We start from the raw sequence: 15,147 nt of genomic DNA on the forward strand, positions 1-15,147 counted from the left end.
CCTATAGTGGAGCGTATGCGTGAACATGTTGAAGAACCTAGGTACGTCACCACTGACGAAGATACTGTCTTCTCGTTGCTTGCCAAGCGAGCGGCCCGCACTCCAGATGACACTATCGCCGAGTGGCAGGATGATGACACCCATCAATGGCACAGCGTGACTTCCACTGAAATGCTGGCTCGCGTGCGCGAGGTGGCTAAAGGCCTTCTGGGGCTCGGTGTGAAAGCCGGCACCATGGTGTTGATTTACTCGCCCACATGCTATGAGTGGGGTGTTGCCGATTTTGCCTGCGCAGCTATTGGCGCCGTAGTCGTTCCTGTATATGAAACAGACTCCGCCAAGCAGACCGCAGGCATTATCGAAGAAGTGGATCCGGCTATTGCCTTCGCTGGAGACTTCCAACGCGCGCAAACGCTTGAACAGATTCGTGCCAACCATCCCAGCATGAAGTATGTGTTCAATTTCAAGGCAGACGGTCTTGATGCTGTTGCCGATTTCGGACACGGCGTCAGCGATGAGGATTTGGACGCCGCCATCGCACGCGTCAAGGCAGACGATCTGCTCACCGTGGTATACACATCCGGTTCTACTGGTAAGCCGAAGGGGGCTATGCTCTCTAACCGCAACTACACGCATATCGTGCTGAACGGATACGAGATTCTGAACGGCATGCTGTATCAGGACAATCGTCTGCTGCTCTTCCTGCCGCTGGCGCATTGCTTTGCGCGTTATATCCAATACGTGTGCATCGGCGGCTGCGGCGTAGTGGGATATATTCCCAATGCCAAGCATCTGTTGGCTGATATTCGTAGCTTCAAGCCAACATATCTCTTGGGTGTGCCTCGAGTGTTCGAGAAGGTGTATAACGCGGCATCCCAGAAGGCTGGCGCTGGTATTCAGGGCTATATTTTCGCCCAGTCGGTGAAGCATTTTGTTAAGTGGAGCAAGGATGAGCAGGCTGGTCGCGGACATTCTCCGATTGAGCGTCTGCGCCATTCCTTCTACATGGCTACAGTCGGTAAGTCGATTCGTTCCGCACTTGGTCCGAATCTAAGGTGGCTTGCCTGCGGTGGCGCTCCGCTGAATGTTGATTTGGCTCATTTCTTCAATGGCATGGACGATATCACTTTCATTCAGGGATATGGCATGACTGAAACTGCCGCGCCTATGCTCGTTAACTGGGAAGACGATAATGAGGTCGGCTCGGTTGGCAAGCCTGGTCCTGGCATGGGTGTGCGTCTGAGCGACGATGATGAAATCGAACTGACTGGCCCGAACGTGTTCCTCGGCTATTACAAGCAGCCCGAACTCACCGCTGAGGCTATGACTCCGGACGGTTGGATTAAGACGGGTGATTTGGGACGCATTGACGATAAGGGCTTCACTTTCATCACTGGGCGCAAGAAGGACATCATTATCACCGCTGGCGGCAAGAACATCAGCCCTGCACCAATGGAAGACATCATTGACACTTGCCCGATTGTGGCACATGCCGTGGTAGTTGGCGATGGTAAGCCATTCGTCTCAGCATTGATTGAACTCGACCCTGAAATGTTGCATTCGTGGTTGTCTGGTCAAGGTCTGAATGCCGACATGACCCTTGATGAAGCTAAGGATAATGATGCTGTGCGCGCTTTTATCCAGCAGTATGTTGATCAGGCTAATGCCAATGTTTCCCGTGCGGAATCCGTGCGCAAGTTCGTGGTTCTGAACGAGGAATTCAGCCAGGATCGTGGCACTCTTACCGCAAGCATGAAGGTCGTACGCCCCAAGGTGCTGCAGCGTTATGCTGACATCATCGAAAACGACCTGTATGCGCCTAAGCCATCTAATAAGCCGTTGCCCGCTACTGCGAAAATCATTGATAGCACGTCGGAAACGGTGAAGAAGGCATCAGAGCAGGTTAAGCAAGCGTCTGAACAGATGAAGCAGGCTTCGGAACAGATGAAGAGCAGCGTGTCTGATTCGCTTGCTAGCGTGCAGGAGAAAATCAAGAAGTCCAAGGCGGAAGCTGAGACCGCTGACGATGCGGAAACCGCTCCGTCGGATGCCAGTGCCAATACAACTGAGGAGTAAAACACAAGTGGCTATTCGTGAGATTCGAGTCGTACCAGATCCCGTGCTGCGCACGCCTTGCGACGAAATCAAGGAAATCACCCCAGCAGTACGCCGCCTTGTGGAAGACCTGTTGGAAACAGTGAATGATCCTGGCCGCGCTGGATTGTCCGCTAACCAGATTGGCGTCAGCCTGAGGGCGTTCTCCTACAATATCGACGGCAAGATTGGCTACATTCTCAATCCGGTCATCGAAGAGACCTCCGGTGAGCAGTATGGGGACGAGGGGTGCCTGTCTGTGCCTGGATTGTGGTACAAGACTCGTCGAGCTGACTATGCACGCGTGCGCGGCATCGATTTGGATGGCAAGGAAGTAGTGCTGGAGGGCCACGGTTTGATGGGGCGCATGCTTCAGCATGAATGCGACCATTTGGATGGTCACGTCTACCTTGATCGTCTGGAGAAGGAAGAACGCCGCGCTGCTATGCGAGCTATGCGTAATCGTTGATTTCGCGGAGTCTCCTTCAGATATTTAGATATCAAATATCAAACGGGATTTCTCTCAGATATCAAGTATCCAGATATCAATTGACTGTAGGGAAACCAACATTGACTGTAGGTTTTTCGACATTGACTGTAGGGAAACCTACAAAAAACGTCGGTTTCCCTACAGTCAATGTTGGTTTCCCTACAGTCGGTAACGTTTTTCCTACAGTCGGTGTTGGTTATCCTGCAGTTAAACAGTCAAAGATGATTGACAAACAGTCAAAGATGATTGATTGCGCTGTGTGTGGCTGATTTCCACACAGGGTGATATGCTTGCGACTTATGTGTGCCACCCCGGCGATGGACGCAGTCGCAGGCGTTCGGAACCACCCAATATTGTCAACCGGTACACAACAAATTCGCGTCATGCTCGCGACGGCCTGTGTCGGTCGGCTGCAAGCTCTCATCTTAGATGGGGGAGCAGCTGCACGCAGGTGCGCATGGCCAGGCAAGAACCGACAAGAAAGGTAGTAATACCATGGCTCAGATTACTATGAGCGAAATGCTGAAGGCTGGTCTGCACTTCGGCCACCAGACCCGTCGTTGGAACCCGAAGATGAAGCAGTTCATCCTCACCCAGCGCAACGGCATTCACATCATCAACCTGTTTAAGTCGCTCGACATGATCGACAAGGCATACGACTTCATCAAGACCACTGTTGCTCACAATGGCACCGTGCTCTTCGTCGGCACCAAGAAGCAGGCTCAGGAAGCTATCGCTGCTCAGGCCACCCGCGTGAACATGCCGTACGTCTCCGAGCGTTGGCTCGGTGGTATGCTGACCAACTTCCAGACCGTTTCCAAGCGCGTCAACCGCCTCAAGGAACTTGAGGAAATGGACTTCACCGACGTGCACGGCTCCGGCCTGACCAAGAAGGAGCTCCTCCTGCTCGAGCGCGAGAAGGACAAGCTCAACAAGCAGCTGGGCGGTATTCGTAACATGAACCGCACCCCGTCCGCAATGTTCGTTGTCGACATCACCAAGGAATCCCTGGCTGTTGAGGAAGCTCACAAGCTGGGTATCCCGGTTGTGGCCATCGTTGACACCAACGCTGATCCGGACATCGTTGATTACCCGATCCCGGCCAACGATGACGCCATCCGCGGCATCGAACTGCTCACCAGCCTGATGGCTGACGCAGTCGCCGAAGGCCTGCTGGAGCGTTCCGGCCAGGCTGCTAAGGCCGCTGGCGAGTCCGCTGAGCAGCCGATGGCCGCTTGGGAGAAGGAACTTCTGACCAACGAGGCTCCTGCTGAGGCTGCCGCTTCGGCCGCCGCCGAGAGCGAAACTGAGGCTGCAAAGGCCGAGTGATGCTCTAGGATGGGAAGTGGCTGAATAAGCGCTTCCCATCCGTTTTGGTAAGCAATATCTTCTTAAAGGAGAAAAATCAATGGCAGCAATTACCGCCGCACTGATTAAGCAGGTTCGTGAGGACACTGGCGCCGGCATGCTCGACGTCAAGAAGGCCCTGACTGAGGCCGAAGGCGACGTCGCCCGCGCTAAGGAAATCATTCGCGCCAAGGGCATTGCCGCAGCTGGCAAGCGCGAAGGCCGTAAGGCTCAGGAAGGCACCATCGCTTCCAAGGTTGTCGAAGGCGCTAACGGTGAGACCGGTTACGCCGTCGAGCTGAACTCCGAGACCGACTTCGTGGCCAAGACCCCGAAGTTCGTTGAGTTCGCTGACGAAGTGCTCGGCTACGCTGTGGCTGCTGAGGCCAACACCGCTGAAGAGCTGGAAGCCGCTCCGGCTGGCGATTCCACCGTCAAGGTCGCCATCGAAGAGGCTGCCGCACTGTTCGGTGAGCACGTCAAGGTCGGCCAGTTCGCCAAGATCTCCGGCGAGCACGTCGAAATCTACGCTCACAAGAAGTCCGCTGAGATGCCGCCGAGCATCGTCGCCATGATCGCTACCGACAAGGCTGGCGCTGCTGTGGCTCACGAAGCTGCTCTGCAGATCTCCGCTATGGGCGCCAAGTGGCTGACCCGCGAGGATGTTCCGGCCGATGTCGTCGAGTCCGAGCGCCGCGTGGCCACCGAGAAGTCCCAGGCTGAGGGCAAGCCGGAGAAGATCATCCCGAAGATCGTCGAAGGCCGTCTCAACGCTTTCTTCAAGGAAGTCGTGCTGCTCGAGCAGCCGTTCGTCAAGGATCCGTCCAAGACCGTCGGCAAGCTGTTCGAGGAAGTGGGCGGCAAGGCTACTGCCTTCGCTCGCATCGAGGTCGGCAAGGGCGAAGAGGAGTGAGCATAGTGCTCATCTGATGCGCCTCATGCATTAGTTACAAACGTCATCCAAAGATCAATTTCTTTGGATGACGTTTTTTGTTGAGGGTGTCGTTGCACGGGGGTGTCTCTGTAAGCCGATACCCTTATCTACGGATATTTTTAGGCACTTTTCGTGGATTCAAGGAAAGGCAACATAAATGACTGAAAGCGATAAGCCGCGTAGGGTTCTCCTCAAGCTGTCCGGCGAAGCATTCGGTGGCGGCAAGGTTGGTATTGACACCCATGTGATTCGCCGTATTGCAGAAGAGATTGTTCCTGCCGTGCAGCAGGGCGTGCAGGTTGCCATCGTTGTTGGCGGCGGTAACTTCTTCCGCGGCGCCGAACTCCAGCAGGCCGGTATTGATCGCTCTCGCGGCGATTACATGGGCATGCTCGGCACTGTGATGAACTGCCTCGCTTTGCAGGATTTCCTCGAGCAGGAGGGCCAGTCCACTCGCGTGCAGACCGCCATTACCATGGGTCAGGTTGCCGAACCGTATATTCCGCTCAAGGCTATTCGCCACTTGGAAAAGGGCCGCGTCGTTATTTTCGGCGCTGGTGCAGGCATGCCGTACTTCTCCACGGACACCGTGTCCATTCAGCGTTCTCTGGAAATTCACTGCGATGAAGTGCTGATGGGTAAGAACGGTGTGGATGGCGTCTACACTGCTGATCCGCGTAAGGATCCGGAAGCTAAGCGTTTCGCTACTCTGAGCTACAAGCGTGCACTGGTTGACAATCTTGCCGTTATGGATGCAGCAGCATTGTCTATGGCCCGCGACAACCGCAAGCTTATTCGCGTCTTCGGCCTGGAAGGCGAAGGTAACGTGACTCGCGCCCTCGTGGGTGAAGAAATCGGCACTCTGGTTTCCACCGCCGAGTCGCGCGTGGCCGAGTGAATTTCAGCGCCTACAATCGAATAACAAGCGTTCATAGAAGAACACCACAGTCCAACAACAAGGAGTGAACATGTCTCTTATCGATCAGGCCAAGGAACAGATGGCCAAGACCGTGGAAAACACTAAGGAGAACTTCTCCGGCATCCGCACCGGTCGCGCAAACCCGGCTCTGCTCAACGGCATCATGGTTGATTACTACGGTGCTCCGACTCCGATCAAGGCCGTGGCTTCCATCGGTGTGCCTGAACCGCGCACCCTTGCTGTCACCCCGTTCGATGCTTCTCAGGCTGCTGCCGTGGAGAAGGCCATTCGCAACTCTGATCTCGGCATCAGCCCGAACCGCGACGGCAATGTCATCCGCTTGACTATGCCGGAGCTGACCGAGGACCGCCGTAAGGAATATGTCAAGCTCGCCAAGGGCAAGGCTGAGGACGGCAAGGTTGCAGTGCGCAACATTCGTCGCAAGACCAAGGAAACCATTGACAAGTCCGTCAAGGATGGCGATATGGGCGAGGATGAGGGCGATCGCCTGCTGAAGGACCTCGACAAGGTCACCAAGTCCATCACCGATGAGATCGATGCTCTGCTGGAAACCAAGCAGAAGGAGATCATGGAGGTCTGAGAAGACCAGATCTGGAACGCATTATGGAACGTAACGAACAACTGCACGAAGAGGCCGAAGAGGCACTCGATCAGATTAACAAGAAAACCGGCCGCAATATGCCTCAGGCTATTGGCACAGCTGCGGTACTGGTCGCCTTGATTTTAGGGTGCTTACTATTCAGCATCGACCTGTTCGTGCTGTTGGTCGTTGTGTTCATGATTCTGGCATTGTGGGAGCTGCGAGTGGATTTCGCCACCGTGGGCCTGCATATTCCAGTAATCATGCTGTGGCTTTGCTCTGCTGTCACACTGATTGCCACATATTATGCGCCGTATCATCTCATCACGATGTCCTTAAGCGTCATCGTTTCCATTATTCTGGTTGCTATTGCGGCTAGTGCAAAAATCAGCGTTGGTAATCGTCTTTCTCTTGCCGTTGCCGGCAAACTGTCCAGCACAGATGCCAGCGCACGTTTGGAATCTTCCTTCAACCATGATGGTGGAGAACTGCATCATTCGCGTTTGAGTCATGTGGCAGTATCAGTGCTCACGGTACTGTACATTCCACTGCTGGCGAGCTGCATTATTATCCCGCTTACGTTCAATAATCATCCGGTTGCACACGCCATTATGCTGGTGTTCTTGCCTGCTCTTTCCGATACCGGCGGTTTGTTCGCCGGCGCATGGTTGGGCAAGCATAAGCTCAGCCCGCGCATTTCGCCAAAGAAATCCGTTGAAGGATTGATTGGTTCGATGCTGTTTGCTATGGCAGGCGCATTTGCTGTGTTCGCGTGCACGTATGATTCTTCTGCATGGGCCACTCGTTGGTGGGTTCCGATTGTTGCTGGCGTGCTGATTGGCACGGTAGGTACGTTCGGTGATTTATGCGCGTCCATGCTGAAACGAGACATTGGCATCAAAGACATGGGCCATCTGCTGAAGGGCCATGGTGGCGTCATGGATCGCGTGGATTCTATTCTGATGAGCGCGCCATTTACATGCGCTCTTTTGTGGGTCACTGGCCTGTAAACGACTATTCGTTCGTTGCAACGAATCCTAATGATGGCGTCTCTCTCGATAATGGTGAGGCGCCATTGCTGTTGCGATGTGGCAACGCACATCGGAATGAACTTGTTCGTATTTGATTTCTGACGAGAGCGAAGTGGACATATGACTACACGCGAAACTGATACTCCGGAAACAGGCATCACGCCTGGCGGCACTTCTGGTGCATTCCGCGATGTGCTTTCCAAGGATCATGCTCGCCGCGGCAAGCCGCCGCTGCACTTTGTGGACATGACGCCTGAAGAGCGTATTGCCAAAGTTGCGGAACTTGGATTGCCGAAATTCCGAGCCAAGCAGCTCGCCAATCATTATTACGGTCATTTCGATGTGAATGCTGCGGAATTCACTGATTTTCCTGCGGCAAAGCGAGCGGAAGCAGCTGAAGTATTCTTCCCCCAGCTGATTACTGAAGTCACTCGTCAGGTAGCCGATCAAGGCACCACTATCAAAACACTGTGGCGACTGTTCGACGGTTCTCTCATCGAATCCGTATTGATGCGATATCCGACTCGTACCACGTTGTGCATTTCCTCTCAGGTTGGCTGCGGCATGGGATGTCCGTTCTGCGCAACCGGAAAACTTGGCTTGACCCGCAATATGTCTGCCGGCGAAATCGTGGAGCAGGTTCGAGTAGCTGCGAAAATGATGCGCGATGGCGAGGTTGCTGGAGGAGAAGGTCGACTGAGCAACATCGTGTTTATGGGCATGGGTGAGCCTATGGGCAACTACAAATCAGTGCTTTCCGCGGTACGCCAGATTTCCGCGATGCCTCCCGAAGGTTTCGGCATCTCCGCGCGCAACATCACCGTTTCCACTGTGGGCGTGGTACCGGGCATTAAAAAGCTCACTGCTGAAGGCATTCCGGTACGACTTGCCGTATCGCTGCATGCGCCAAGCGACGAATTGCGCGATGAGTTGGTGCCGATGAACAAGCGTTTCAACACCACCCAGGTGCTGGATGCAGCTCACGATTACTGGCTTGCATCAAAGCGACGCGTCAGCATTGAATACGCACTGATGCGCGGTATCAATGATCAGGCCGAACACGCACGGCTGTTGGCCAAGCGTCTGAACCATTACGGTGACAACTGGGCTCACGTGAACCCGATTCCACTGAATCCGATTGAAGGCTCGAAGTGGACGGCTTCCAAACCGGAAGACGAAAAGCGTTTCTTGGAAATCCTGCATGATGCCGGCATTACCGCAACACTGCGAGATACGCGCGGTCAAGACATCGATGGTGCATGCGGCCAGCTTGCTGCCAAAGAACAGTAAGCAGCGCAGTAAGCCACTGCCTACTGCCCATCTGTCCATCTAAAAAAGTCGGTTTTCAGCTAATCGCAGCGCGCCACATTGCGTTGAGAACCTGCTGAGAGCCGACTTTTTGCATACTTGGCTCTCATAATGCAGAACCATTGACGGCTCATGTAATGGACGATAGGTAGTCTGAAACAGCAAGAAATAACGGAACCAAATAGGGGAGTGAAGCATGTCGCTGGCGGTACGAGTCATCCCGTGCCTGGACGTGGACAACGGTCGCGTGGTAAAAGGTGTGCATTTCGAAAACCTGAAGGATGCCGGCGATCCGGTGGAGCTTGCCGGCGAATACTACCGTCAGGGCGCCGACGAGCTCACATTCCTGGACGTCACCGCATCCAGCTCTCATCGCAATACGATGATTGATGTGGTGTCTCGCACGGCCGAACAGGTATTCATCCCTATGACGGTTGGCGGCGGTGTGCGTACTCCGGAGGACGTGGATTCCCTGTTGCGTTGTGGCGCGGACAAGGTGGGCGTCAATACTGCTGCTATCAATGATCCGACGCTGATTAGCCGTGTGGCCGATCGATTCGGCAACCAGGTGCTGGTGCTCTCTGTGGATGCTCGCCGTGAAAAGGGCGAACAGCATACGCAATCAGGCTTTGAAGTCACCACTATGGGCGGCCGCAAATCCACTGGCATCGATGCTATCTGGTGGGTCAAGCGAGCTGAAGAACTTGGTGCAGGCGAAATCCTGCTGAATTCCATGGATGCCGACGGCACCCAGCAGGGATTCGATCTTGAAATGATTCGTGAAGTGCGTAAGGAAGTCAAGATTCCGATTATCGCTTCGGGCGGTGCCGGTAAGGTGGAGGATTTCCCTCCGGCCATTGAAGCCGGTGCCAATGCAGTGTTGGCCGCATCCGTGTTCCATTACGGCATTATGACCATTGCGGATGTCAAGGCCGAATTGAAGAAGCACGGTTACACGGTTCGCTGATTACTCGTACTTTCCTAAACTTCCCAAGACAAGGGGAAACAAGATGACAGACATCGTATATGACAATTCAACTGAGCTTGATCCTCGTATTGCTGCACGTTTGAAGCGCGATGCAAAGGGCTTGGTGGCAGCGGTAATTCAGCAGTACGACACCCATGAGGTGCTGATGGTGGGTTATATGAATGATGAGGCTCTCCGCCGTACACTCACCACTGGGCGTGTGACGTTCTGGTCCCGTTCCCGCCAGGAGTATTGGCGTAAGGGAGATACTTCCGGCCATGTGCAGTATGTGAAGGGTGTGTCCTTGGACTGCGATGGCGATGCACTGCTGGTTGAGGTTGATCAGGTTGGTGCTGCTTGCCATACCGGCAAGCGCAGCTGCTTCCTTGAGGGTGGTCCGCTGCCGGTAGTTGAAGGGCATCGACCTGATGAATCTGCCGAGTCTGCTGAGTCTGCTGAGCAGGGAGAGGGGGAATGATTATGAGCGAATGCAGCGTGAAGCATCTGAAGTGGGGTGCAACGTGGCCGACTCGTGAGCAGTTCCATGAGCTGGCTGATCAGGGATATCGTGTGATTCCTATTGTTCGCCGTCTACTTGCCGATTCGTTGACACCGGTCGGATTCTACGAACGTCTTGCTGGCGGCCGCAGCGGCACTTTTATTCTTGAATCCGCGGAATTTGGCGGCAATTGGAGCCGTTACAGCTTTATTGGCGTTAATTCGATGGCTCAGCTGCGTTCCAACGAGGGCCAGGCTGATTGGCTTGGCAAAGTGCCGGTTGGCGTGCCTACCGAAGGTGATGTGGTTGAGGTTGCTCATGCCACGCTCAAAACGCTGAAGGCGCCTCATGTGGAAGGCCTGCCGAACCTGACTTCCGGTCTGGTGGGCACGGTTGGCTGGGATGCCATTCGTCACTGGGAACCTACGTTGCGTGCTGAGGCTCCGAACGAGACCGGTCAGCCGGAAACGGTGCTGGCTTTGGCTACCGATATTGCTGTGGTAGACCATGTCTCCGGTTCGGTGTGGTTGATCGCCAATGCTGTGAACGTTGATAACAAGCCCACGCGTGCTGACAACGCGTATAACGAGGCCGTGGCCCGTTTGGATCAGATGCAGCGCGATGCCGCAACCCCGACTCAGGGTGAGGCGCGAGTCAACGTGCTGGATGAATCCGTTCCACAGCCTGAACTGCGTTTCCGCACGGAGAAAAGCCATTACGAGCACGCTGTTGAGGAAGCCAAGCGCCATATCGTTGACGGCGATGTGTTCCAGGTGGTTATCTCCCAGCGTCTTGATATCGATTCGCCTGCCGATCCGTTCGACGTGTACCGTGTATTGCGCACACTGAACCCAAGCCCGTACATGTATTTCATGACCCTGACCGATGCGCAAGGCCGCGATTTCAACGTGATTGGCTCCAGTCCGGAAACCCTGATCAAGGTGGATAACGGCCATGCCATGACCTTCCCGATTGCCGGCTCGCGTCCGCGCGGCGAAACCCCTGAGGAAGATGAGAAGCTTGCCAAGGAGCTGCTTGCCGACCCGAAGGAGCGCAGCGAACATATCATGCTCGTGGATTTGGCGCGTAACGATCTGAGCCGCGTATGCGATCCAACCACCGTCGAGGTTGTCTCGCTGATGGATATCAAGCGATTCAGCCACATCATGCATATTTGCTCCACCGTGACCGGCCGCGTGAACCCGACGATGACCGCATTCGATGTGTTCACATCCGCATTCCCCGCGGGTACTCTTTCCGGTGCGCCAAAGCCGCGTGCCATCGAAATCATCGACGAGCTGGAACCTGCCGACCGTGGCATCTACGGCGGCACTGTCGGCTACTTTGACTTCTCCGGCAACCTGGACATGGCCATCGCCATTCGTACCGCTTTCCTGCGCGATCATGAAGCCAGCGTGCAGGCCGGTGCAGGTATCGTGCTGGATTCCGTGCCTGCTACCGAATGGCAGGAGACCCGTAATAAGGCTGAAGCCAGCGTTGAAGCCGTGCAGATTGCCGCGCAGCTGCGCGAATTGTAGAGCATATCTGCCGTTGTGATGCGCTGCGGTATATTGCAGTAGCGCGTAACAGCGTTTGTGCTTGATTTCATCATGCCGATTGCCACGTGGTAATCGGCATGATTGATATTGGGTATGATTGAACGGCATTACGCAATAACCAGATAAAGGAGTTCAGGTATGGCGAGCGCCGGTGCAGGCAAGACAGACATGGGCAGCGGTAATCCCACCGAACCTGTATCCAGCGAAACCGACGTGAGCGAATCCGTTGGCGAGCATGGGCTTGAACGAAAGATGGAGTCGCGCCATCTGACGATGATTTCCCTCGGCGGTGTGATCGGCACTGGTCTGTTCGTCTCCTCCGGCTATACGATTCATCAAGCTGGGCCTCTTGGTGCGATTCTTGCATATGCGGTCGGCTCCCTGCTGGTCTATTGCGTGATGGTTTCGCTGGGCGAACTGTCTGTGGCGATGCCGTATGCCGGTAGTTTCCATATGTATGCGAAGCGATTCATTGGTCCTGGCACTGCGTTTGTTATCGCTATTTTGTATTGGTTGAATTGGGCGGTGGCTTTGGCCAGTGAGTTCACGGCGGCGGGTTTGCTGATGCAGCGTTGGTTCCCGGATTCGCCTGCGTGGATGTGGTCTGCGGTGTTTATCGCTGTGGTGTTTGTGCTCAATATTTTGTCTGTGCGACTGTATGGTGAGGCTGAATTCTGGTTTGCTTCGATTAAGGTGTTCGCCATTGTGGCGTTCATTGTGATTGGTTTGTTGGCTATTTTTGGTGCGATTCCGATTGCAGGTTATGATTCTGCGCCGTTGTTCGGCAATTTTGTGGCGGATGGTTGGTTCCCTAATGGTTTTGCGCCGGTGTTTTCCACGCTGCTGACGGTGGTGTTCGCGTTTTCCGGTACTGAGGTGGTTGGTGTGGCCGCTGGTGAGACGAAGTCTCCCGATAAGGCGATTCCGAAGGCTGTGCATACCACGGTGTTCCGTCTTGCGATTTTCTTCATTGGCTCGATTCTGGTGATGTCTGCATTGATTCCGTGGCATCAGGCGGGTGTTGAGACGAGTCCGTTTGTGCTGGTGTTCCAGTCGATTGGTATGCCATTTGCCGGCGATGTGATGAATTTTGTGGTGTTGACTGCAGTGTTGTCTGCTGCGAATTCTGGTCTGTATGTGTGCTCGCGCATGGTGTGGTCTTTGGCTAAGGAAAGGTTGATTCCGGTACGGTTTGCCAAGACGAATTTCCATGGTGTGCCTGTGTGGGCTGTGCTGTTCTCCATGGCTGGCTCGCTGCTGGCGTTGCTGTCCTCGGTGATTGCTGCTTCCACTGTGTATCTGGTATTGGTGGCCGTGTCTGGTTTGGCGACTCTTGTGGTGTGGTTCTCCGTGTGCGTGTGCCATATCCGATTCCCCCGCGAATGGGCGAAGGCCGGGCATAGCGTATCCGAACTTGGATACCGAGCTCCTGGCTTCCCGGTACTGCCGTGGCTTGCGATTGTGATGTGCATCGGCGCACTGGTGCTGGTCATTTTGGATGACACGCAACGCTCCACGCTGTACTGCATGATTCCGTTCGTCGCCTGCTGCTATGCCGGCTACTATGCGCTCGAGCGCCGCCGCAAGCGAGAAGGTGCGGTAGCCGATGAGAATGGGCAGCGTGAGTGAGTCCGGAATTCGTCATTATGTTTGCGTCTCAACGAAGCATCCGCGTACATAATGACGGTTCAGACCCCAAAAACGTCACTATGTACGCGGCATTTACGTTCAGCCGCAAACATAATGACGATTAGGCACCCGAAATCATCATTATGTTTGCGGGATATCGGCTACTTCTTACAGATCGATGAGGAATTCTCGAATATCAGCAATCTCTTCATCGCAAATCGCATGACCCATGCCTGAATATTCGCAGTAGGTTAGATGCCCAGCATCATGAAGCACTGCATGCGCGTTATTCTGGTCGGCCAATGGAATCATATGATCCTCAGAACCATACGCAAGGAAAAACCGAGTAGGGGAGCCAAGTACAGCACCCTCTTCGCCTTTGAAAGACGGGCTCAACAGGATTGCCGCGTCGAACAGATTCGGATACGCCTGCACCAGCCGATAGGAAAGATACCCGCCTTGCGAAAAGCCGACCAGAATCTTCTTGCGATTCGCAAAAGCTGAAGAGTCCAGCATTGCAACCAGCGCCTTGCCCACAGCCTCACATTCATGACGACGCTCTTCCACGCCGCAACCATCCGGATACCAGTAATACCCACCCATATAAGGCCGTGCGTAAGTCCCGCGGAACGACAGATAATCCGGCGAATCGCCGATGCCGTTTGATTCGGCAGCACCATCAACAGTGCCAGCGTTTGCGCCTCCATACACAGCATCGATAATGCGCACCATTTCGCTCTCGTCATTGCCGTATCCGTGGAACATGAGGAACAGAGGAGCATTACTATCCGTACTGAAATCACTAACCATTCGCAATCGCATAAACCATCACCTCTTATATGCGAGTGTAGCGGCGGATGCGCAGCTGATGCAGATAAACATGTCTGCATGGCAAATGTGCTCAGTCAGTCTTCTATCGTCTTGTGCCTTTGTGATTCCTTGACCATGCATGGCTGGTCTTCCCGCAAGACCCTGGGTCTCGGCGATAAAGACGGTTATGTATTTGACATGACGATTTTGGGACGCGTCCATTTTCCCGCTGATTTGCAATCATGCCGGTATGATGAAGAGGAGATGATGGAGACTTTAGCTCAGTACTTCAGTGAGGTTCAATGAGGAAAGATGCTATGAGTGACGAGGATGTTTTGGATTACTTTGCTGAGGATGCTGCGCGCGGTGGCGTTTTTTTCTCTTCATATTGGGGCTGATGCATACGGTGCTGCTATGCATGAACGTGATGCAAATGAACGGCTGAGCTTGTTCCGCAAAGCAGAGCGATGGTACCGGCAAAGTGCATCATTGGGCAATGCGCAGGCGGCGACGAATCTGGGGTATGTATATTCGTATGGTCGAGTAGGCGAGACCGACTATCGACAGGCGTTTCAATGGTTTTCACGCGGGGCTGAGTTCGGCAATGAAGAGGCTTGCTACAAGTTGGGTGATTTATACAAGTCCGGCAAGGGCTGCGAGAAGGATACGGAGAAAGCGCTGGAATTATATCGTCAGGCGGCTGCAATTGCGTTTGAGGTTTGTGACCCTGATGTTCCGGATGGTGCGGCGGTGCTGGGAAGTATTGAGTTGAGGCTCGGCGAATGGTATGAGCACAACGGTATGCCTTCTGAATCGTTGACCATTGCGTACGAATTCTATACGCAGGCTGCTTCTTTGTTCCAAGTTGCGGTTGAAGGTGGCCTGACCTGGTATCGAAAAACCATGGACAGTGCGCAAAGCGGTGCCCTTCGCTGCAAAACCGTCTAGTTGTGATTGTG

Annotated in this window: 15 protein-coding genes; 14 read left to right on the forward strand and 1 reads right to left on the reverse strand. The window is 54.2% G+C overall.

Going from position 1 to position 15,147, the window contains the following annotated elements:
• Positions 1 to 15 precede the first annotated feature (15 nt).
• The 12 genes from AC1AY0_RS04530 to AC1AY0_RS04585 all read left to right on the forward strand — a co-directional run bounded on the left by AC1AY0_RS04530 (position 16) and on the right by AC1AY0_RS04585 (position 13,378).
• Positions 16 to 2,076 (forward strand): AMP-dependent synthetase/ligase, encoded by a 2,061-nt coding sequence (locus AC1AY0_RS04530; protein ID WP_476524907.1) that lies wholly within the window; start codon positions 16 to 18, stop codon positions 2,074 to 2,076.
• Between the two features lie 7 nt (positions 2,077 to 2,083).
• The gene (def, locus tag AC1AY0_RS04535) at positions 2,084 to 2,563 is read left to right on the forward strand and encodes a peptide deformylase (protein WP_476524906.1); all 480 of its coding nucleotides are present in this window, start codon (positions 2,084 to 2,086) and stop codon (positions 2,561 to 2,563) included.
• Between the two features lie 516 nt (positions 2,564 to 3,079).
• Positions 3,080 to 3,913, forward strand: a complete 834-nt coding sequence (gene rpsB, locus AC1AY0_RS04540) for a 30S ribosomal protein S2 (protein WP_476524905.1) — start codon at positions 3,080 to 3,082, stop codon at positions 3,911 to 3,913.
• 79 nt (positions 3,914 to 3,992) lie between these two features.
• The gene (gene tsf, locus AC1AY0_RS04545) at positions 3,993 to 4,844 is read left to right on the forward strand and encodes a translation elongation factor Ts (protein WP_476524904.1); all 852 of its coding nucleotides are present in this window, start codon (positions 3,993 to 3,995) and stop codon (positions 4,842 to 4,844) included.
• Between the two features lie 178 nt (positions 4,845 to 5,022).
• Complete coding sequence (gene pyrH / locus AC1AY0_RS04550) at positions 5,023 to 5,763, forward strand: UMP kinase (RefSeq protein WP_476524903.1); 741 nt, start codon at positions 5,023 to 5,025, stop codon at positions 5,761 to 5,763.
• Positions 5,764 to 5,833: 70 nt separating this feature from the next.
• Positions 5,834 to 6,385, forward strand: a complete 552-nt coding sequence (gene frr / locus AC1AY0_RS04555) for a ribosome recycling factor (protein ID WP_152209601.1) — start codon at positions 5,834 to 5,836, stop codon at positions 6,383 to 6,385.
• Positions 6,386 to 6,408: 23 nt separating this feature from the next.
• Entirely contained in the window at positions 6,409 to 7,395 is a 987-nt protein-coding gene (locus AC1AY0_RS04560; protein WP_476524902.1) for a phosphatidate cytidylyltransferase, read from the forward strand.
• Positions 7,396 to 7,536: 141 nt separating this feature from the next.
• Positions 7,537 to 8,706 carry a dual-specificity RNA methyltransferase RlmN gene (gene rlmN, locus AC1AY0_RS04565; protein ID WP_476524901.1) on the forward strand — a complete coding sequence of 390 codons (1,170 nt, stop codon included), beginning with the start codon at positions 7,537 to 7,539 and terminating at the stop codon, positions 8,704 to 8,706.
• 214 nt (positions 8,707 to 8,920) lie between these two features.
• Positions 8,921 to 9,691 (forward strand): imidazole glycerol phosphate synthase subunit HisF, encoded by a 771-nt coding sequence (gene hisF / locus AC1AY0_RS04570; protein ID WP_476524900.1) that lies wholly within the window; start codon positions 8,921 to 8,923, stop codon positions 9,689 to 9,691.
• A gap of 43 nt (positions 9,692 to 9,734) precedes the next feature.
• Positions 9,735 to 10,169 carry a phosphoribosyl-AMP cyclohydrolase gene (gene hisI / locus AC1AY0_RS04575; protein ID WP_476524899.1) on the forward strand — a complete coding sequence of 145 codons (435 nt, stop codon included), beginning with the start codon at positions 9,735 to 9,737 and terminating at the stop codon, positions 10,167 to 10,169.
• A gap of 2 nt (positions 10,170 to 10,171) precedes the next feature.
• On the forward strand, positions 10,172 to 11,728 hold the full coding sequence (locus tag AC1AY0_RS04580; RefSeq protein ID WP_476524898.1) for an anthranilate synthase component I: 1,557 nt from the start codon (positions 10,172 to 10,174) through the stop codon (positions 11,726 to 11,728).
• Positions 11,729 to 12,001: 273 nt separating this feature from the next.
• The gene (locus tag AC1AY0_RS04585) at positions 12,002 to 13,378 is read left to right on the forward strand and encodes an amino acid permease (protein ID WP_476526107.1); all 1,377 of its coding nucleotides are present in this window, start codon (positions 12,002 to 12,004) and stop codon (positions 13,376 to 13,378) included.
• Between the two features lie 168 nt (positions 13,379 to 13,546).
• Here the strand turns inward: AC1AY0_RS04585 and AC1AY0_RS04590 are convergent, their stop codons facing one another.
• A complete protein-coding gene (locus AC1AY0_RS04590; protein WP_476524897.1) occupies positions 13,547 to 14,200 on the reverse strand; it encodes an alpha/beta hydrolase in 654 nt (217 codons plus the stop codon).
• Positions 14,201 to 14,266: 66 nt separating this feature from the next.
• Here AC1AY0_RS04590 and AC1AY0_RS04595 point away from each other — a divergent pair, with 66 nt between their 5' ends.
• Positions 14,267 to 14,494, forward strand: a complete 228-nt coding sequence (locus AC1AY0_RS04595; RefSeq protein ID WP_476524896.1) for a hypothetical protein — start codon at positions 14,267 to 14,269, stop codon at positions 14,492 to 14,494.
• A gap of 24 nt (positions 14,495 to 14,518) precedes the next feature.
• Complete coding sequence (locus AC1AY0_RS04600; protein WP_476524895.1) at positions 14,519 to 15,136, forward strand: tetratricopeptide repeat protein; 618 nt, start codon at positions 14,519 to 14,521, stop codon at positions 15,134 to 15,136.
• The last annotated feature ends 11 nt before the right edge of the window (positions 15,137 to 15,147 follow it).

The sequence above is a fragment of the Bifidobacterium sp. LH_416 genome (assembly GCF_056357055.1).

What these genes read in the sequence shown, in the direction of transcription:
- AC1AY0_RS04530 (WP_476524907.1), top strand. Translation starts at nt 16, where the DNA reads ATGCGTGAACATGTTGAAGAACCTAGGTACGTCACCACTGACGAAGAT.
- rpsB (WP_476524905.1), top strand. Translation starts at nt 3,080, where the DNA reads ATGGCTCAGATTACTATGAGCGAAATGCTGAAGGCTGGTCTGCACTTC.
- tsf (WP_476524904.1), top strand. Translation starts at nt 3,993, where the DNA reads ATGGCAGCAATTACCGCCGCACTGATTAAGCAGGTTCGTGAGGACACT.
- pyrH (WP_476524903.1), top strand. Translation starts at nt 5,023, where the DNA reads ATGACTGAAAGCGATAAGCCGCGTAGGGTTCTCCTCAAGCTGTCCGGC.
- frr (WP_152209601.1), top strand. Translation starts at nt 5,834, where the DNA reads ATGTCTCTTATCGATCAGGCCAAGGAACAGATGGCCAAGACCGTGGAA.
- AC1AY0_RS04560 (WP_476524902.1), top strand. Translation starts at nt 6,409, where the DNA reads ATGGAACGTAACGAACAACTGCACGAAGAGGCCGAAGAGGCACTCGAT.
- rlmN (WP_476524901.1), top strand. Translation starts at nt 7,537, where the DNA reads ATGACTACACGCGAAACTGATACTCCGGAAACAGGCATCACGCCTGGC.
- hisF (WP_476524900.1), top strand. Translation starts at nt 8,921, where the DNA reads ATGTCGCTGGCGGTACGAGTCATCCCGTGCCTGGACGTGGACAACGGT.
- hisI (WP_476524899.1), top strand. Translation starts at nt 9,735, where the DNA reads ATGACAGACATCGTATATGACAATTCAACTGAGCTTGATCCTCGTATT.
- AC1AY0_RS04580 (WP_476524898.1), top strand. Translation starts at nt 10,172, where the DNA reads ATGAGCGAATGCAGCGTGAAGCATCTGAAGTGGGGTGCAACGTGGCCG.
- AC1AY0_RS04585 (WP_476526107.1), top strand. Translation starts at nt 12,002, where the DNA reads ATGGAGTCGCGCCATCTGACGATGATTTCCCTCGGCGGTGTGATCGGC.
- AC1AY0_RS04590 (WP_476524897.1), bottom strand. Translation starts at nt 14,200, where the DNA reads ATGCGATTGCGAATGGTTAGTGATTTCAGTACGGATAGTAATGCTCCT.
- AC1AY0_RS04595 (WP_476524896.1), top strand. Translation starts at nt 14,267, where the DNA reads ATGGCAAATGTGCTCAGTCAGTCTTCTATCGTCTTGTGCCTTTGTGAT.
- AC1AY0_RS04600 (WP_476524895.1), top strand. Translation starts at nt 14,519, where the DNA reads ATGTTTTGGATTACTTTGCTGAGGATGCTGCGCGCGGTGGCGTTTTTT.